Origin of the sequence: Amycolatopsis panacis, from assembly GCF_003600245.1 — a bacterium.
Classification (GTDB): Bacteria; Actinomycetota; Actinomycetes; order Mycobacteriales; family Pseudonocardiaceae; genus Amycolatopsis; species Amycolatopsis sulphurea.
Genome location: NZ_QZFV01000032.1, coordinates 73470 through 89268 on the forward strand (window position 1 = coordinate 73470; position 15799 = coordinate 89268).

The following is a 15799-nucleotide window of genomic DNA, read 5'->3' on the forward strand; positions in this document are numbered from 1 at the left end:
AGCTACGGCAACCGAAACGGCCGTCCCGGCCGGGCGGTTTTCATCCGATCGAAATGGGTTCACCGGTAGGTTTCGAGGCGAATTTCACCTTGTGAAGGGCTTCGATCACCCAGCGGAGTGCCGTTACGCTGCCCCGGTGAGCACTCCCGGCAGGTACGGCGGCGCATTCGCGGCCGCTCGCGGCGTCCTGCTCGCGGTCAGTTCGGCATCACTCACCGTAACCGCACACGCGGCCGGGGACGGCGGGCTGCCGGACCCCGCGCTCACGCTCCTGCTCACCGGGCTGCTCGGCTGGACCGGTACCGCCCTGGCCCGGCGCGCCCGTGGCCGGCTGGCCACACTCGCCGTGCTCGGCGGCGGTCAGGTCGTGATGCACCTCGTGCTCACCACCCTGAACGAGCACCAGCACGGCTCCCCGCCCGGTCACCCGGACGCCTGGGCGATGACCGCCGCGCACGCGGTCGCCACCCTGCTCACCGCACTGTTGCTGGCCCGCGCGGACGCGGTACTGCTCGGTCTCCTGCAGCTACTTCGCGTGATCCTGCCGGTGCTGTCCCCGCCGCTGCCGGTCCCGGCCGCGGCGGGCGTATCGCTGCCGCCGCCGGTCGAAGCCACCGCGCTGCGGAAGATTGATCTCCACCACGTCCGCAGCCGGCGCGGGCCGCCGCGACGCTCCTGAACACCTTCGTGCGGGTTCCGGACCCACACCTTCCCCCTTTTCTTTCCGGCGCACGGATACCCCGGCGCCGGCTCACCCCTGTTCAGGAGCAGTTGTGTCCCATCATGTCTTCCGCCGTGCCGGCGTGCTCGCCACCACCGTCGCCGCCACCGGCCTGCTCGGCGCGGGCATCGCGTCGGCGCACGTGTCCGCCAACATCTACGGCGACCAGCCCGCCAAGGGTGGCTACGGCACGATCTTCTTCCGCGTCCCCAACGAGGACGCCGCCCAGGGCACGGTCAAACTCGAGGTGGACGTCAAGCCGGAGTACGGCATCGGCAGCGTGCGCACCAAGCCGATCCCCGGGTGGACCGCCGAGGTCAGCTCGTCGCCGCTGGCCAATCCGGTGACCACCGCCTCCGGCACCAAGATCACCGAGGCGGTCACCAAGATCGTCTGGACCGCGCAGGCGGGCACGAAGATCGGCAAGAACGAGTTCCAGGAGTTCCAGATCAGCGGCGGGCCGCTGCCCACGGACGTGGACCAGCTGGAGTTCCCGGCCATCCAGACCTACGACGGCGGCAAGGTGGTTTCGTGGAACCAGCCGACCCCGGCGAGCGGCGAGGAGCCCGAGCACCCGGCACCCACGGTGAAGCTGGCCGCGGCGAAGGGCGGTCACGGGCACCCCGCGGCCACCACCGAAGCCAAGGCGACGGACGCCCCGTCCTCGGACACCACCGCGCGCTGGCTCGGCGGGGCAGGCATCCTCGTCGGCGCGCTGGGGCTCGGCGTCGGGGCGGGTTCCCTGCTGCGTCGCCGCCCGTCCGCGGCGAAGAAGACCGAAGGAAGCGAGTAATGCGGAAGACCCTTTTCGCACTGGCGATCACCGGGCTGGCCCTGCTGGGCACGGCCACCCCGGCGCTGGCGCACAACGTGCTGATCAGCTCCGACCCCGGCAACGGCGCGTCGGTGGCGAAGGGACCGGCGAAAGTCACGCTGACCTTCGACCAGTACGTGCAGGACGCGGACGTGAACCAGATCGCGGTGACCGGACCGGGCGGCGGGCAGTGGGCCGAGGGACCCGTCACCGTGACGAACAACGTGCTCAGCGCGCCGCTTCGGCCGCTCGGACCGGCCGGGAAGTACACGATCGGCTACCGCGTCCTGTCCGCGGACGGACATCCGGTGTCCGGCGAGATCCCGTTCACCCTCACCACCGCGGGCACCGGCACCCCGGCGAACATCGACGCGGCCAAGGCGGCGGGCGCACCCGCGGCGGCGCCGTCCTCGGATTCCTCCTCCACCGGGGTGCCGATCTGGGTGTGGATCGCCGGCGCGGTCGTGTTGCTGGCGATCGGGATGACCGTCGCGCTGCGCACCGGGCGGGAACCGGGCACGGAGAAGGACGACCGGTGACCAGGGCCGAGACCACCTCGCAGGTCCGCTGGGCCACGCTGCTGTGCGTGGTCACCGCGGGGCTGCTCGGCGCGCTGATCGGCGTCGCGCTCACCGCGTCCGCACCGATCCCGGGCGTGGTGGAACCCAGCGAGGTGGTCTCGGCGGCCATCCCGATCGTGCGGGTGCTGATGGACCTGTCCGCAGTCGCCACGATCGGGCTGGCCCTGCTGTCGGTGCTGGTCGGCTACGACCGGCCGAAGCTCACCGAGCCAGTACTGCGCAAGGCCCGGCCCGCCGCGGTCGCCGCCGCGCTGGTGTGGGCGGCCACCTCGGTGGTCGCGCTGATCCTGCAGACGGCGGAGTTCAAGCCGGGCACGGCGACACTCACCCCGAGCGACATCGGCACCTACATCGCCGAGGTCGGCGCGGGCAAGGCGCTGGTCATCGTCGCGGTCCTCGCCCTGCTGCACGCCGGGCTCGGCGTCTTCGCGCTGCGCAAGGGCGAGAAGGTCCCCGCCGAGGTCCGCGTGGGCCTGGGGATGTTCGCGCTGCTGCCGTTGCCGGTCACCGGCCACGCGTCGAACTGGAGCTACCACGACTACACGATGATCTCGATGGAGCTGCACGTGATGAGCGCGGTCGCCTGGTGCGGCGGCCTCGGCGCGATGATCGTGCTGCTCACCGCCAACCGCACGCTGCTGGCCTATGCGCTGCCGCGGTTCTCGAAGCTGGCCACGCTGTGCCTTGCGCTGTCCGCGGTGACCGGCCTGTTCAACGGCATCGTGGAAATCCTGGCCAACCCCACCATCGGCTTCTGGGCCGGGCTGTTCACCACGCCGTACGGGCAGCTGATGCTGCTCAAGGTGCTGTGCACCGGCGTCATCGCGGTGCTCGCCGCGAACCTGCGGTGGCGGCTGATGCCGCGGATCATGCGGCACCAGCGGACCGCGATCGCCTCGTGGGCCACGGTCGAGCTGGCCGTGATGGGGCTGGCGTTCGGCTTCGCGGTGGTACTCACTCGTGCCCCCGTCACCGCATCATGACCAGGCATGTGACATTCTGTAGTGGCAAGTTGCACTATGGAACCAGCCCTTGCTCCGGACAGGGCGATCTGCCCGGCTGAATTCTCTGCGCTGGGCAGCACCGGGTAAGCCATTCACGGGGAAGCGACGAACGGTCGTCTGCGGTCTGCGAATGCACGTGCAGAAATACCCTCACCGATACCGGCTCCACTGCGCCTGCGACCGGCCGCGGCGCAGGTCGGCGAGCCGGCGGCGCAGCTCGGCGCGCACCGGCGGATGACTGCGCAGGATCGGCAGCACGCTCGTGGTGAGTTTCAGCTCCCGCACCGCCCGCAGCACCGCGAACCCGGACCACCTCGTCACGTCGAAGCCGTACGCGCGGGCGAACTCCGCGTACCGCTCCGGCGGGTCGCCGAACCGCTCGCGGCCGACCGCCAGCGGCGTCAGATCCCATTCCGGCGGGCCGACGCAGGAGGAGTCGAAATCGCACAGCACCGGCCCCTCCGGGCCCGGCAGCACGTTGCCCGGATAGGCGTCCCCGTGCACGAACCCGGTGGCCAGCGGAAAGTCCAGCCCGGCCAGCTGATCGGCCAGCTCGGCGCAGCGCGCCAGCAGGAACCGCCGGTCGTCCTCGGCCAGCTCCTCCGCGTCCTGCACCCGATCCCGGACGGAACGCAGCGGCTGCCACTCACCGAGGCCGTCCGGCGGCGCCAGCGCGTGCACCCGGCGCAGCAACGCGGCCAGATCGGCGGTGGAGGCGGGCGGGCCGGTGAACGGGACCCGATGCCACACCGTGACCAGGTGCCCGTCCACGTCCATCGGCTGCTGCACGCCCTCGACCAGGCGAACCGCGGGGATCCCGTGCCGGGCGAGATGCTCGGCCACCCGGACGACCGTGGCCGCCCGGTGGCGCAGCCGGGTGGAGCCGACGATCCGCACCACCACCGGCGTGCGGACCAGCGCGTACACCGCGTTGTTGGTGAACCGCAGCAGCTGGGCGCCCCGCGGATCCAGGTCGAGCCGCGCGCAGGTCGCGGTCAGTACCCGGCGGAGTTTCCCGGGGGTGAACCGCCCATCGCGCACCGGAGCAGCGGGATCGGCCGGCTCAGGCGGCGTAGAAGAGCTTGAGCCGCTCGGCGAGTTCCCGGGCGTCCGCGTTGTTCCGGCGCCGCTCGGCCTCCACCAGCAGCGGCCGCAACCGGTCCTTGACCCGCTCCGACTTGATGCTCTCCGCGGTGTCCAGCGCCTTGCCGCCGACCCGCGCGCCGTGATCGATGTCGCCGTCGAGCAGGTGGTTGGTGGCCAGCGCACTGAGCATGAACGCCTTGCTGCGCGCCATGTCGTCGGTGTAAGCCTCGACCGCCTTGGTCAGCGCCGGGATCGCGTACTTGGTGTGCTCGGGGTTCTTCTGCGCCAGCACGGTGTGCACGGTGCCGGTCATCGCGTAGACGTCGGTCTCGTTGAAGAACTTCACCCAGGACTCGGCCGCGGCCAGATCGGCGCGGGCGAACTCGTCCTTGCTCCGGCCGAGCAGCTTCACGGCCTGGTCCTCGTTGCCCATGATCGCGTAGGCCCACGCCTCGTTCGCGCAGAGCACCGCGACCGACAGCTCGGAACCGGATTCCTGGGCTGCGATCTGGCCGAGCTGGAACAGCTTCAGCGCGTCGTTCGCCGCGTCCTGGTGCAGGTAGACCCGGCCCATCCGGTACAGCACGTTCGCCACCAGATGATGGCTCTCCCCCTGTTTGGCCAGGTCGAGCGCCTGCGCGAAATGCCCGCGCGCGGAGTCCATCAGCCCGGTGTCGAACGAGGTCCAGCCGGCCAGGCTGTGCAGGTCGGCGATCGCGGTGAACAGGCGGTTCTTGACCGGATCGGTGGCGCTGGCGTCGAGCATCTGCTGGCCCCAGGTCAGCTGCGCGACCACCGCGTCCCGGCAGAACCCGCCGCCGTACTGGTAGTCCAGGGAACGCAGGGCTCTGGTCGCCGCCTCCACCTGACGGACGTCGGTGACCCCGACCCGCCCGGGGGCGGGCGTGCGCGCGGGAGCCTCCGACCAGGTCCCCGACTCCGATCCGAACACCGCCGCACCCATCGTGACCTGGGCGGCGTGCGCGAGGAACCTCCGTCGCTTCACGGACTCGTCCTCCTCAGCCTGCCGGCCGTCGGCAGCGCCGACGACCCGTATCGCCGTGGTCTCGTCGTAGGCGAGACCCATGTATCCACGGGGGACACCCAGGCCGTCGGCGATTCTCGTGAGCACGTCGTAGGCCATGACCTGGCGACCCTTGAGGATCTCCGACACCTCGGACTGCGATTGGCCGGTCATCGCGGCGATCTGGCGCTGCGACACTCCGTGTTTGCGCAACAGGCGGTACACGGCACTGATCTCGCGGGCGGCCAAGACCTCCCGCATCTCCGGCTGCTCCCATGCGTCGGCCGGCACCGGGTTACCCGGGCGGACCAAGGCACCGGAAGACCCGGAACCACTGCCAATGCTGGCGTCCATTGCGCCCCCTCACCGTCTTTCGGGCGTCTGCGGCAACCCTAAGCACACTGCGAGAACCTTGGGAAACGAACCGGCAGCGGGTCTGATCGGCCGAACTGAACTCCACTGACCGTTTACCGTGGAACCTCGCCCGGTCACCGCTATGACGCGGTTTCGACCTTCTCTCGCACCCGGTTTCACTTCACTGTAGTTGTCAGATCTCCGTCACCGCCCGGACACCGGCCGCGATCACGGAGAGCGATCAACCCGACGACACAGATCTGCCGGTGGACGTGCATCCCGCAAGGTGCACACCACGGACGAGAGAGCGTGGAGGGCCAGTGGAGTTCATGGACTCGCCCGGTGGAGGACAAGCCGCGACCGCGGTGCGGTCGATCCGGCCGGCCGTCCCCGGCGCCCAGGGAATCGTCACGGCGGCCCGTCCGATGATCCCGCCCGCGGACCCCCGCACCGCGGGGGTCCGGCACTACGAAGGCGGGCAGCTCGTCTGGCGCGTCCAGTGCGGTGACCTCATCAGCCGCGAACGGGCCGTCATGGTGTTCGTCGAGGACGGCGAGGTGGTGATGGTCTCCCCGCCGGGGGAGACCGCTCGTCTCACGTCCGGTCAGCTCGGCCAGCTCCGGGCCGCGCTCAACGAGGCCGCCAAGCTGGCGGAAAGGTAACGGTGAGCTCCTCCATGGATCAGGTACTCGGGCAGGTCCTCCGCAACGCGGTCTGGGAACGCCTCGATCTGCTGACCGAACTGGCCGACCGCGCCGACGCCCCGTCGCTGGTCTCGGTGGCCCGCTCGGAGCTGCCCCGGCTGGCCGAAGGCTGGCGGGCGATGCTGCAGGCCCACGAGCCGGACGAACGCGGCGACTGCCCCACCTGTTCGACCCGCTGGCACCGCTGCAAGGCGCCTTGCTCGGTCTGGCAGGTCGCGCACGAGCACCTCGTCGCGGGCGGGCTCGCCCCGCAGGCCGTGTCCACCGGGCAGCACACCGCCATCCGCACCGTCCGGCGGGTGCCCGGCCAGGTCCGGCGCGCCGAGCGCCCGTCGCCGGCCGAGACCACCGGCCGGCACGCGCTGGTGACGCCCCGCCCGGTCACCGCCTGACCGTTCTGCCGCGCCGCTCCCGCCGACCCCGGCGGTTCCGTGCGCAAGCACCATCCGTGACCGGCTCCGGCCGGCTCACCCTGTGACTCGGGCGCCGGTTGTCCCCCGACCGACCGGCGCCCGACCCCCGGGCCGATCACCGTCCGATCCGATGACCGGCCCCGGCCCGACCGGCGAGCGCGCGGTGCTCCGGAACGCCCCTCCGGAGCATCGCCTGGCACCTCGCCCGGCCGAGGGCAGGTTTCGTCCGTACCCCCGAACGCGACGAAATCCGCCCTCGGCCACCCGGCTTCTACGATTAATCCAAAAATGTCCGCGAGACACCTAGCGGATGCAGCAATCCGCCGATAGGTTGAAGATCATCCGCTGCTGGCCGAACGCCAAGTAGTGAACCCTGAACTCCGCGGGCCGGTGCCGTAGCACTCCCCTCCCCCGACCGGCACCGGCTCGCGGTTCCAGGATCCGACTGGGTGGGGTGTGCCGGCGGAAAGCGCCGGCCGCGCCGGATCCCTCGTGTCTCCTGGGGGTGCAACCCCCAGACCCCGCCCGGCGGGCAAGCCCCCGGACCCCCGGTCGTGGTTGCGTTGGGGTGGATTACTTGCGTTGGGGTGGTTCGCCGGCGGTGGGTTTTTGATCAGCCCACGGATGTGACCTGGGTGACCAGGGCGGCGGCTAGCACGGTGGCGATCGCGGATGCGGCGAACAGGGCTGGGTAGCCCCCGAGCCAGTGCAGGATCAAGGTGGTCAGCAGTGGGGCGACGACCTGCGGCAGCGAGTTCGCGATGTTCACCACTCCGAGGTCCTTCGCCCGGTTCTGCGCGGCGGGCAACACCTGCGTCAGCAACGCCAGCGCGACCGCCATGTACACGCCGAACCCGACGCCGAGCAGCGGCGACGCGATCAACGCGACCGGCCAGGACTGCCACACCACGAGCAACAGCGCCGCGAGCGTCATGACCGCCGCGGACAGCAGCACGTACGGCTTACGGCGGCCCGAAGCGTCCGAGAACCGCCCCGCCAGCACGGCGCCGATCACCAGCGCCACCCCGTACAAGCCCATCATGATCAGCAACCCGGTATCCGGATCCGGGTAGTGCACCGCGTCCTTGAGGAAGAACAGCAGATACAGCGTCCCGAAGGCGTTGCCGAGGTTGATCATGAAGTGGCAGCCCCACGCCCAGGCGAAATCCGGGTGCCGGCGCGGCGAGACCCAGAGGTCCGCGAGCACCTCGCGGACCCGGCCGGTCGGCCGGAACTCCACCGGCAGCCGCGCGTCCGGGGTGCGCAGCACGAACGCGGCCGCGCCGACGAGCACCACCACGGCGCACACTGCGTAACCGAGCGGCAGACCGGCCAGCTCGAGCATCACGACGACGACCACCGCGCCCAGCACCGTGCCGAGCATCTGCGCGATCCCGACCAGCCCACCGACCTGTGCCCGCTGCACCACCGGCACCCGGTCGGCGATCCCGGACATCAGCGTGGCGAGCATGCCGTTGAGCCCGGCCTGCACCAGGCACCAGCCGACCGTCATCACGACCACGTTCGGCGCCTGGCCGAGCACCAGCAGCCCGGCCGCGCCGAGCACGGCACCGGCGACCGTCCACGGGTGCCGGCGACCAAACCGTGCACAGGTGCGATCCGACAGCAGCCCGAACGCCGGGTTGGCGATCAGCGCGACCGCCGCGCCGACCCCGGTGACCACCCCGAACACGGTCTCCTTGTGCGCCGCGTCGAGCAGTTCCGCCTGCTGGGGCAACAGGACCTGGATCGGCGCGTAGACCCCGAGCCAGAGCGCGATGTTCGCGAGGAACAGCAGGCTCATCCACCCGGCCCGCACCCGGTCGAGGGGTTCGGCGAGCGCCGCGGGCAGCCCGGTCGTGGTCTCACTCATGGCGCACCAGCTTCCGGTACCAGGCGAAGGAATCCTTGGGGGTACGGCGCTGGGTCTCGTAGTCCACGTGCACCAGCCCGAACCGCGGCGCGTAACCCTTGGACCATTCGAAGTTGTCCAGCAGCGACCAGACGAAGTATCCCCGCACGTCCACCCCGGCGACCATCGCTTCCCGCACGGCACGCAGGTGCGCGTCCAGGAAATCGATCCGCGCCGAGTCGTGCACCCGGCCGTCAGGGCCGGGTTCGTCGGCGAGACTGCAGCCGTTCTCGGTGATCTGGATCGGCGGCAAGTTCTCGCAGTAGCGATCCCGGAGAGACACCAGCAGCTCGCACAGCCCGTCCGGCACGATCGGGGAATCGTTGGTGGTCATCGGATAGCCCTCGATCGCCCGCGGCTGGAACGGCAGCGGGTTGCCCTCGCCGGGTGCGGTCACGCCCTGCGGCTCGTAGTAGTTCACGCCGTAGAAATCCAATGGCTGCGCGATGATCGCGAGATCGTCGGCGAAATTTCCCGGCAGGTGCGGGTGCACCTGCTCCGGATAGCTGCCCAGCAGCATCGGATCGGCGAAGGTCCGGTTGATCAGTGCGTCGAGCCAGTCGGCGGCGGCTTGTTCGGCCGGGGTGTCGTGGGCGGGCCAGATCGGCGAATGGTTGTTGGCCGTACCAATCGAGGTCGCACCCGCGGCTCGCAGGGCCTGCACGGCACGGCCGTGCGCGAGGTTCTGGTGGTGCGCGGTGGGCAATGCGTCGAGCAGCAGGAACTTCCCCGGCGCGTACTCGCCGACGCCGTAACCGTAGATCGACATGACCATGGGCTCGTTGACCGGAATCCACTGCGTCACCCGATCGGCGAAATGCTCGGCAAGAATCGTGGCGTAGTCGGCGAAGCGGTCGGCGGTGTCGCGGGAAAGCCAGCCACCGGCGTCTTCGAGCGCCTGGGGCGTGTCCCAGTGATACAGCGTGCCGACCGGGGCGATTCCCGCCGCGCAGACCGCGTCGAGCAGCTTGTCGTAATAGGCGAGGCCTTCGGGATTCGGTTTCCCGGTGCCGTCCGGCTGGATTCGCGGCCAGGCGAACGACATCCGGTAGGCGCCCACACCGAGTTCCGCCAGCAGGGCGACATCTTCCGAGTAGCGGTGGTAGTGATCGGCCGTTACCTTGGCGTCCTCGCCTCGCGCGATCTTGCCCTCGGTCGCGGTGAAGGTGTCCCAGATGGACGGTCCACGGCCGCCCTCGGCCACCGCGCCCTCGATCTGGAACGCCGAGGTCGAGACGCCCCACAGGAAGTCGGCCGGGAAGTTCGGACGGGCCACGCTGATCCCCTTTTCCTCCGGCCACCCGGAAGGGTGAACATGAAAAGTTCTCATATTCTAGGTCGTCACTCGCCGAGGGGGAAACCTGCGAGGGCGCTAAAGTCCCCGATCAGATGAGCGTTTCGGGAGAGAGTCCGAGGAAGCACTGTGGCCGACACCCAGACCGAACCGACCCCGCTCCGGCGCAAGCCCGTGCAGCAGCGCAGCGCGCGCCGGGTGGAGCAGATGCTCGACGCCAGCGCCCAGCTGATCGACGAGCTGGGCTATGACGCGCTGACCACCACGCTGATCGCCAAACGCGCCGGCGTCGCGGTGGGCTCGCTGTACCAGTTCTTTCCGGACAAGCGCGCCGTCGTCCAGGCCTTGACGCAGCGGAACCTGGAAGGCTTCGTGGCCGCGGTGAACGAGCGGCTGACCGAGCTCAGCCCCGAGCACTGGTGGAACGTCGTGGACTCGGTGCTCGACATCTACCTGCGGATGCACCGCGAGGTGCCGGGCTTCTCGAAGGTCCACTTCGGCGACGTGATCGACCCGCAGCTGCTGGACACCGAACGCGACAACAACTCGGTGATCGTCGATTCGCTGGTGGACATCCTGCAGGCGCATGTGGACCGTTCCGCCGAGGAACTCCGCTTCGCCATCGCGATCGCCAACGAAACCGCGGACGCCCTGCTGAAACTCGCCTTCCGCCACGAGCCGCAGGGCGACGAGCGGATCGTCGCGGAGGCCAAGCACCTGGTGAAAGGCTATCTGGCGAGCCGGTTCGGAGAGTGAACCGGTGGTGCGCGCCAGGCGATCCTGAGCCAGGTCATCCGAAGTTCCGCCCCTCGCCGCGATAAGTGGGCACGGTGCGGTCCCGCTGACCGCCGCGGAGCAGGTGGTACTCGGCGAATCGCTCGGCCAGTTCACCGGCTTTCGCGTGGCGGAGCCAGACCCGGTCGCCCAGGCGCAGGTCCCGGACGGCGTCGCCGGTGACCGGGGTCTGCACCTCGCCGGCACCTTCAAAACCCAGCAGGCGCAACCCTTTCGGGAAATACGGGGATGGCACCCGCGAAGGGCCGGCCGGACCCGAAGCGATGTACCCGCCGGAAAACAGCGTCGCGACGGTGCGGGAAGGACGGCGCACCACGGGCAGCGCGAACAACGCGGCCGGGCTCGGGTGGAACCGCGAATAGCCGTCGAACAGCGTCGGCGCCAGCAATCCCGAACCGGCGGCGATTTCAGTGATCACGTCCTCCGCGCCGGTGGTTTCGATGCTTCCGGTCCCGCCGCCGTTGACGAATTCCAGCTCCGCGATGGTCCGCACGGCCCGGACCACCGTGCCCCGCCGCCGCACCAGCTCCGCGGCCGAATGGCGGTGCATCCAGCCGATCACCCGATTGTGCAGTGCACGGCCCGCCGCGTCACCGAGTCCCGCGATCTGTCCCTCGTAGGCCATCATCCCGACGAGCGAGAATCCGGGCCTGGCCACGATTTCCTGCGCGAAGGCGACGGCCTGGCGCGCGGTGAACACCGGGGAACGCCGGGTGCCGACATGCACCCCGGGCACCGGCCGCCACGACGCGTCGAGTTCGAGACACACGCGGATCCGCGGATGTCCGTGTCCGAGCGCGGCGTCGATCAGGTCGAGATGCTCGGGCGAGTCGACCATGACCGAGATCGCCGCCCGCGCCCGGTCGTTCGCGGCAAGCAGGCGCAGCGCCTCGTGGTCCGCGGTCGGGTAGGCGACCACGATGTCGTCGGTGGTGCCTTCTTCGACGTGCCAGACCGCTTCCGCCAGCGAGTAGCACATCAGGCCCGCGAACCCGGGGCGCGCGAGCACCCGGTCCAGCAGCTCCCGGCAGCGCACGGATTTGCTGACCACCCGGATCGGCTTGCCCGCGGCCCGGCGGCGCAGATCGTCCGCGTTCGCGTCGAAGGCGTCCAGATCGACGATCGCGAACGGCGGATCCAGGTCCTTCGTCGCGAGGTCGTATCCGTACGCGGTGCTGGTCACGTACTTACGGTACGACAACAAGGCTTGAAACGCGAATACTATTCACTTACGGTTCGGAGAACTATCGTGAAGAGTCCGCACTGCCGACACGACGAGGCGCCGATGACTGCGTGGACCAACTGGGCCGGCACCGCCAAGGCGAACCCGAGCCGGGTGCACCGCCCGCGCAGCACCGCGGAGATCGCCGACGTCGTGCACGGGGTGTCCACCGCCGGACGGCGAGTGCGCCCGCTGGGCAGCGGGCATTCGTTCACCGCGATCGCGGCCGCCGAATCGGAGGCGCTGGACCTCACCCGCTGGACCGGAATCGAACGGGTCGACCTGGAAACCCACCAGGTCACCGTGCGCGCGGGCACCACGCTGCGCGCGCTCAACGCCGCGCTCGACGGCATCGGCCTGGCCATGACGAACCTCGGCGACATCGACGCGCAAACCATCGCCGGCGCGATTTCGACCGGGACGCACGGCACCGGCGCACGATTCGGCGGCATCGCGACCCAGATCGTCGCGCTGGAACTGGTGCCGGCGGACGGTTCGGTGGTCACCTGCTCCGCGGACGAGCGGACGGACCTGTTCCACGCGGCCCGGGTCGGCCTCGGCGCGCTGGGCGTGCTCAGCACCGTGACATTGCAGTGCGAACCGTCGTTCGTGCTGTCCGCGCAGGAACGTCCGGAGCCGTTGGAGCAAGTGCTGGAGGACTTCGACGCTGCCCTGACGAACGACGACCACTTCGAGTTCTACTGGTTCCCGTACGACCGCACCGCGCTGGTCAAGCGCAACAACCGGCTGCCGCTGGACGCGGAGCGCGCGCCGCTGTCCCGGGTGCGCCAGTTCGTGGAGTATGAGCTGGCCGAGAATCTGGCCTTCGGCGGGCTGTGCCGGGTCGGCCGGGCTTTCCCGAAGCTGGTGCGGCCCCTCAGCGGATTAGCCGCGCGCATGCTGTCCACCCGGGAGTACTCCGACCTGTCCCACCGGGTGTTCGTCACCCGTCGCGGGGTGCGGTTCGTGGAATCGGAGTACGCGATCCCGCGCGAAACCTTGCCCGATGTGCTTGCCGAGCTGCGTGCGCTGGTACCGCGCCTGGCCGACCCGGTGATGTTCCCGGTGGAGGTCCGGGTGGCCGCGGCCGACGACATCTGGCTGTCCACTGCGTACGGACGCGATTCCGCGTACGTCGCCATCCACCAGTTCGCGGGCATGCCCTACCGCGAGTACTTCGCCGGGTTCGCCGCGATCGCCGACCAGGTCGGCGGCCGTCCACATTGGGGCAAGCTGCACGACCTCGACGTGCACACGCTCCGCACGCGATACCCGCACTTCGAGGATTTCCTGCGGGTACGCAAGTCCTGCGACCCGGCGGGCACGTTCACCAACACCTACCTGGACCGGGTCCTTGGCAAACCGTAGCTGTGAAGGGACCCTTCACAGCCTCAGAGTCCGTGAAGGGACCCTTCACAGCCTTAGGCCGGCTCGAACAGCGAGCTGACCGACTCGCCGTTGTGAATCCGCCGCATCGCCTCCGCGAGGGCCGGGGCGATGGACAGCACGCGCAGCTTGTCCGTGCGTTCCCCGGTCGGAATCGGAACCGTGTTGGTACACACGATCTCCAGCACGTCCTCCTGCCCGCCGATCCGGGCCAGCGCCTTGTCCGCGAACAACCCGTGCGTACAGGCCACCCGGATCGAGCGCGGCCCCAGCTCGCGCAGGCGGTCGAGCAGCTCCAGCACTGTGCTGCCGCGGGCGATCTCGTCGTCGAGCACGATCACGTCGCGACCGGTGATCTCGCCGATGATGGACGTGATCTCCACCCGGTCATCGGCGTAACGCTGTTTGGCGCCGGCCGCGACCTTCGCACCGAGCAACCGGGCGAAGTGCGCGGCCTCCTTCGCGTTGCCCAGATCGGGCGACACGACGGTGGTGGTGGACAGGTCGTACTGCCGGAAGTGCCGGGCCAGCTCGTGCAGCGCGTGCAGGTGGTCGACGGGCACGCTGAAGAACCCGTGCACCTGCGGCGAGTGCAAGGTCATGGTGAGCACCCGGTCCGCCCCGGCGGTGACCATCAGATCGGCGACCAGCCGGCCGCCAATGGAGATCCGCGACGCGTCCTTCTTGTCCGAACGCGCGTACGAGTAGTGCGGCATCACCACGGTGACCCGGCCCGCCGAAGCGCCGCGCGCGGCGTCGAGCATCAGCAGCAACTCGACCAGGTGCTCCTGCACCGGCTTGACCAGCGGCTGGATCAGGAAGACGTCGCGCTCCCGGCAGTTGGCCTCAAGCTGGACCTGCAGGCAGTCGTTGGCGAACCGGTCGATCTTGACCGGCAGCAACGGCACGCCGAGGTTGCCGCAGATCTCCTCGGCCAGCTCCGGATGGGCACTACCACTGAAAACCGCGATATCCCGCACGGGAGGGATCTTAGAGTGCGGACACCGCGTCCTCGATCGAGTCCTCGCCGGAGATCAGTTCGAGCGTGCGGCCCGCGGTGGCGGGGGCGTCCAGCAACGCGAGCAGCACCGCCGCCACGTCCTCGCGGGGTACGGAAGCGCGGCCGGTCTGCTCCGCGATCTTCACCCGCCCGGTGCCGGAATCGTTGGTGAGCGCGCCGGGCCGCAGGATCGTCCAATCCAGATCGCGGGTCTTCAGGTCCTCTTCGGCAGCCCGCTTGGCACGCAGGTACAGGGCGAACACCGGGTCGAGACCGGGTGCGTCCGGGTTGTCCGCGCCCATGGAGCCGACCTGCACGAAACGGCGGACCCCGGCCCGCCCGGCGGCCTCGGCGAAGAGCACCGCGGCCCCACGGTCGACGCTGTCCTTGCGGGCTTCCCCGCTGCCGGGACCGGCACCCGCGGAGAACACCGCGGCGTCCGCGCCCCGCAGCACCCGCGCCACCGCGTCCACATCGGACTTCTCCAGGTCGAGCACGACGGTTTCGGCGCCGACCGCGGTGAGGTCCGGTTCGTGGGCGGGATTGCGCACGAGCCCGACCGGCTCGTCGCGCCGCTGCGCGAGCAGCTTTTCCAGGTGCAGGGCGATCTGGCCGTGTCCTCCGGCGATAACGACGCGCATGGACCCGACTGTAGTGCCCGCGGGGGATCGCTGCCGGGGCTCAGTCCGACTCGGCGGCCACCAGGTCGGCGCGCAGCAGCTGCTCGTAGGCCATTTCGTTGACCCAGCGCGAAACCGGGTCCTCGTCCAGCAGGAGGCGCTCGGTGCGCCCTTCGAGGTCGAGGTCGCTCATGGCATATGGGTCGGCGGTAACCACCGCGAGGCCGTACGCACGGGCGCGCGGCAGGCAGTTGGCGACGTAGTCCTCGGTCAGTACGGCAAGCGATGGGAGCACCATCGCGGCCTCGCCGTAACGTGCGAAAGGAACCGCGGAGGCCATCGCGGTCCGCCAGTGCCGGGCGACCGCGAGGACGCCGATGATCTCGGCGGCCGGCGCGGGTGCGGTCGCAGCCAGCTCTGGCCAGGTCCAGGTGTCGACGGTGGCGCGATCGGCGACGGGACCGACACCCATCGCGATCCGCTCCGCGTGCACGTCCGTCCGAAGCCTGGCGACGATGCTGACCTTGCGGCCGAGCAGAGTCGTCACCGGCAGCACGACGCCGTTCCAGCCCAGCAGGGCGGCGGCCTTGCGTGCCAGCTCGTCGGGGCTCGCGGGGAGCTCGATCGGCGGCAGCACCCGGCTCGCCGTCGTCCGGCTGCGCTTCGCGCTTCCGGCGACCGTCGAGCGCTCGGTGTTCTGGGGGGTAGCCGCCACGAGTCCGCCTCCTTCACTCACCTGTACCCAGGGTGGCCGGGGAAAACCGGCACATGACTTGAGTACCAGTGCGGCGGCGCCGAATCTGCAGGTAGCGCGATCGTCTGCGATCGGCGGCGCTCAGCGGTCGGTGACCGGTCGACGGGCGGTCGGC

The 15799-nt window shown here is 70.0% G+C and carries 16 protein-coding genes; 8 read left to right on the plus strand and 8 right to left on the minus strand.

The genetic code is table 11. The annotated features are described in order from the left end of the window. Positions 1-136 precede the first annotated feature (136 nt). The 4 genes from D5S19_RS02790 (at position 137) to D5S19_RS02805 (ending at position 3099) form a co-directional block, all read left to right on the plus strand. A complete protein-coding gene (locus D5S19_RS02790; RefSeq protein WP_120021745.1) occupies positions 137-679 on the plus strand; it encodes a hypothetical protein in 543 nt (180 codons plus the stop codon). 94 nt (positions 680-773) lie between these two features. Further along, positions 774-1514, plus strand: a complete 741-nt coding sequence (locus tag D5S19_RS02795; RefSeq protein ID WP_120021746.1) for a YcnI family copper-binding membrane protein — start codon at positions 774-776, stop codon at positions 1512-1514. Then, positions 1514-2074 carry a copper resistance CopC family protein gene (locus D5S19_RS02800; protein ID WP_199730303.1) on the plus strand — a complete coding sequence of 187 codons (561 nt, stop codon included), beginning with the start codon at positions 1514-1516 and terminating at the stop codon, positions 2072-2074. The genes D5S19_RS02795 and D5S19_RS02800 overlap by 1 nt, the downstream gene beginning before the upstream one ends. Further along, positions 2071-3099, plus strand: a complete 1029-nt coding sequence (locus D5S19_RS02805; RefSeq protein ID WP_120021747.1) for a copper resistance D family protein — start codon at positions 2071-2073, stop codon at positions 3097-3099. The genes D5S19_RS02800 and D5S19_RS02805 overlap by 4 nt, the downstream gene beginning before the upstream one ends. Positions 3100-3270: 171 nt before the next feature. Here the strand turns inward: D5S19_RS02805 and D5S19_RS02810 are convergent, their stop codons facing one another. Both D5S19_RS02810 and D5S19_RS02815 read right to left on the minus strand, forming a co-directional pair. Next, positions 3271-4161 carry a phosphotransferase enzyme family protein gene (locus tag D5S19_RS02810; RefSeq protein ID WP_120021748.1) on the minus strand — a complete coding sequence of 297 codons (891 nt, stop codon included), beginning with the start codon at positions 4159-4161 and terminating at the stop codon, positions 3271-3273. A gap of 22 nt (positions 4162-4183) precedes the next feature. Then, positions 4184-5584: a helix-turn-helix domain-containing protein gene (locus D5S19_RS02815; protein WP_120021749.1), complete on the minus strand. Its 1401-nt coding sequence runs from the start codon at positions 5582-5584 to the stop codon at positions 4184-4186. 320 nt (positions 5585-5904) lie between these two features. Between D5S19_RS02815 and D5S19_RS02820 the strand changes: the two genes are divergently transcribed. Together D5S19_RS02820 and D5S19_RS02825 are read left to right on the plus strand one after the other, a co-directional pair. Next, complete coding sequence (locus D5S19_RS02820) at positions 5905-6246, plus strand: hypothetical protein (protein ID WP_120021750.1); 342 nt, start codon at positions 5905-5907, stop codon at positions 6244-6246. Positions 6247-6260: 14 nt separating this feature from the next. Continuing rightward, positions 6261-6680, plus strand: a complete 420-nt coding sequence (locus D5S19_RS02825; protein WP_098514929.1) for a hypothetical protein — start codon at positions 6261-6263, stop codon at positions 6678-6680. Positions 6681-7314: 634 nt separating this feature from the next. On the opposite strand, the gene D5S19_RS02830 is transcribed toward D5S19_RS02825, so the two are convergent. Beyond that, positions 7315-8574 carry an MFS transporter gene (locus tag D5S19_RS02830; protein ID WP_120021751.1) on the minus strand — a complete coding sequence of 420 codons (1260 nt, stop codon included), beginning with the start codon at positions 8572-8574 and terminating at the stop codon, positions 7315-7317. Then, positions 8567-9889 carry a GH1 family beta-glucosidase gene (locus tag D5S19_RS02835; protein ID WP_120021752.1) on the minus strand — a complete coding sequence of 441 codons (1323 nt, stop codon included), beginning with the start codon at positions 9887-9889 and terminating at the stop codon, positions 8567-8569. The genes D5S19_RS02830 and D5S19_RS02835 overlap by 8 nt, the downstream gene beginning before the upstream one ends. Positions 9890-10036: 147 nt before the next feature. On the opposite strand from D5S19_RS02835, the gene D5S19_RS02840 reads away from it, so the two are divergent. Continuing rightward, positions 10037-10663, plus strand: coding sequence for a TetR/AcrR family transcriptional regulator (locus D5S19_RS02840; RefSeq protein ID WP_199730304.1), 627 nt, complete (start codon positions 10037-10039; stop codon positions 10661-10663). Between the two features lie 34 nt (positions 10664-10697). Here D5S19_RS02840 and D5S19_RS02845 read toward each other — a convergent pair whose 3' ends face one another. Next, the gene (locus D5S19_RS02845; protein WP_120021753.1) at positions 10698-11885 is read right to left on the minus strand and encodes an amino acid deaminase/aldolase; all 1188 of its coding nucleotides are present in this window, start codon (positions 11883-11885) and stop codon (positions 10698-10700) included. A 102-nt stretch (positions 11886-11987) separates the two neighbouring features. Here D5S19_RS02845 and D5S19_RS02850 point away from each other — a divergent pair, with 102 nt between their 5' ends. After that, a complete protein-coding gene (locus D5S19_RS02850; RefSeq protein WP_120021754.1) occupies positions 11988-13292 on the plus strand; it encodes a D-arabinono-1,4-lactone oxidase in 1305 nt (434 codons plus the stop codon). Positions 13293-13345: 53 nt separating this feature from the next. Here D5S19_RS02850 and D5S19_RS02855 read toward each other — a convergent pair whose 3' ends face one another. From D5S19_RS02855 to D5S19_RS02865, 3 genes are read right to left on the minus strand one after another with little or no spacing between them, the layout of a single operon-like run. Next, positions 13346-14290 (minus strand): ribose-phosphate diphosphokinase, encoded by a 945-nt coding sequence (locus D5S19_RS02855; RefSeq protein WP_120021755.1) that lies wholly within the window; start codon positions 14288-14290, stop codon positions 13346-13348. A gap of 10 nt (positions 14291-14300) precedes the next feature. Then, complete coding sequence (locus D5S19_RS02860; protein ID WP_120021756.1) at positions 14301-14951, minus strand: SDR family oxidoreductase; 651 nt, start codon at positions 14949-14951, stop codon at positions 14301-14303. Between the two features lie 40 nt (positions 14952-14991). Then, positions 14992-15645 (minus strand): hypothetical protein, encoded by a 654-nt coding sequence (locus D5S19_RS02865; RefSeq protein WP_120021757.1) that lies wholly within the window; start codon positions 15643-15645, stop codon positions 14992-14994. Between the last annotated feature and the right edge of the window lie 154 nt (positions 15646-15799).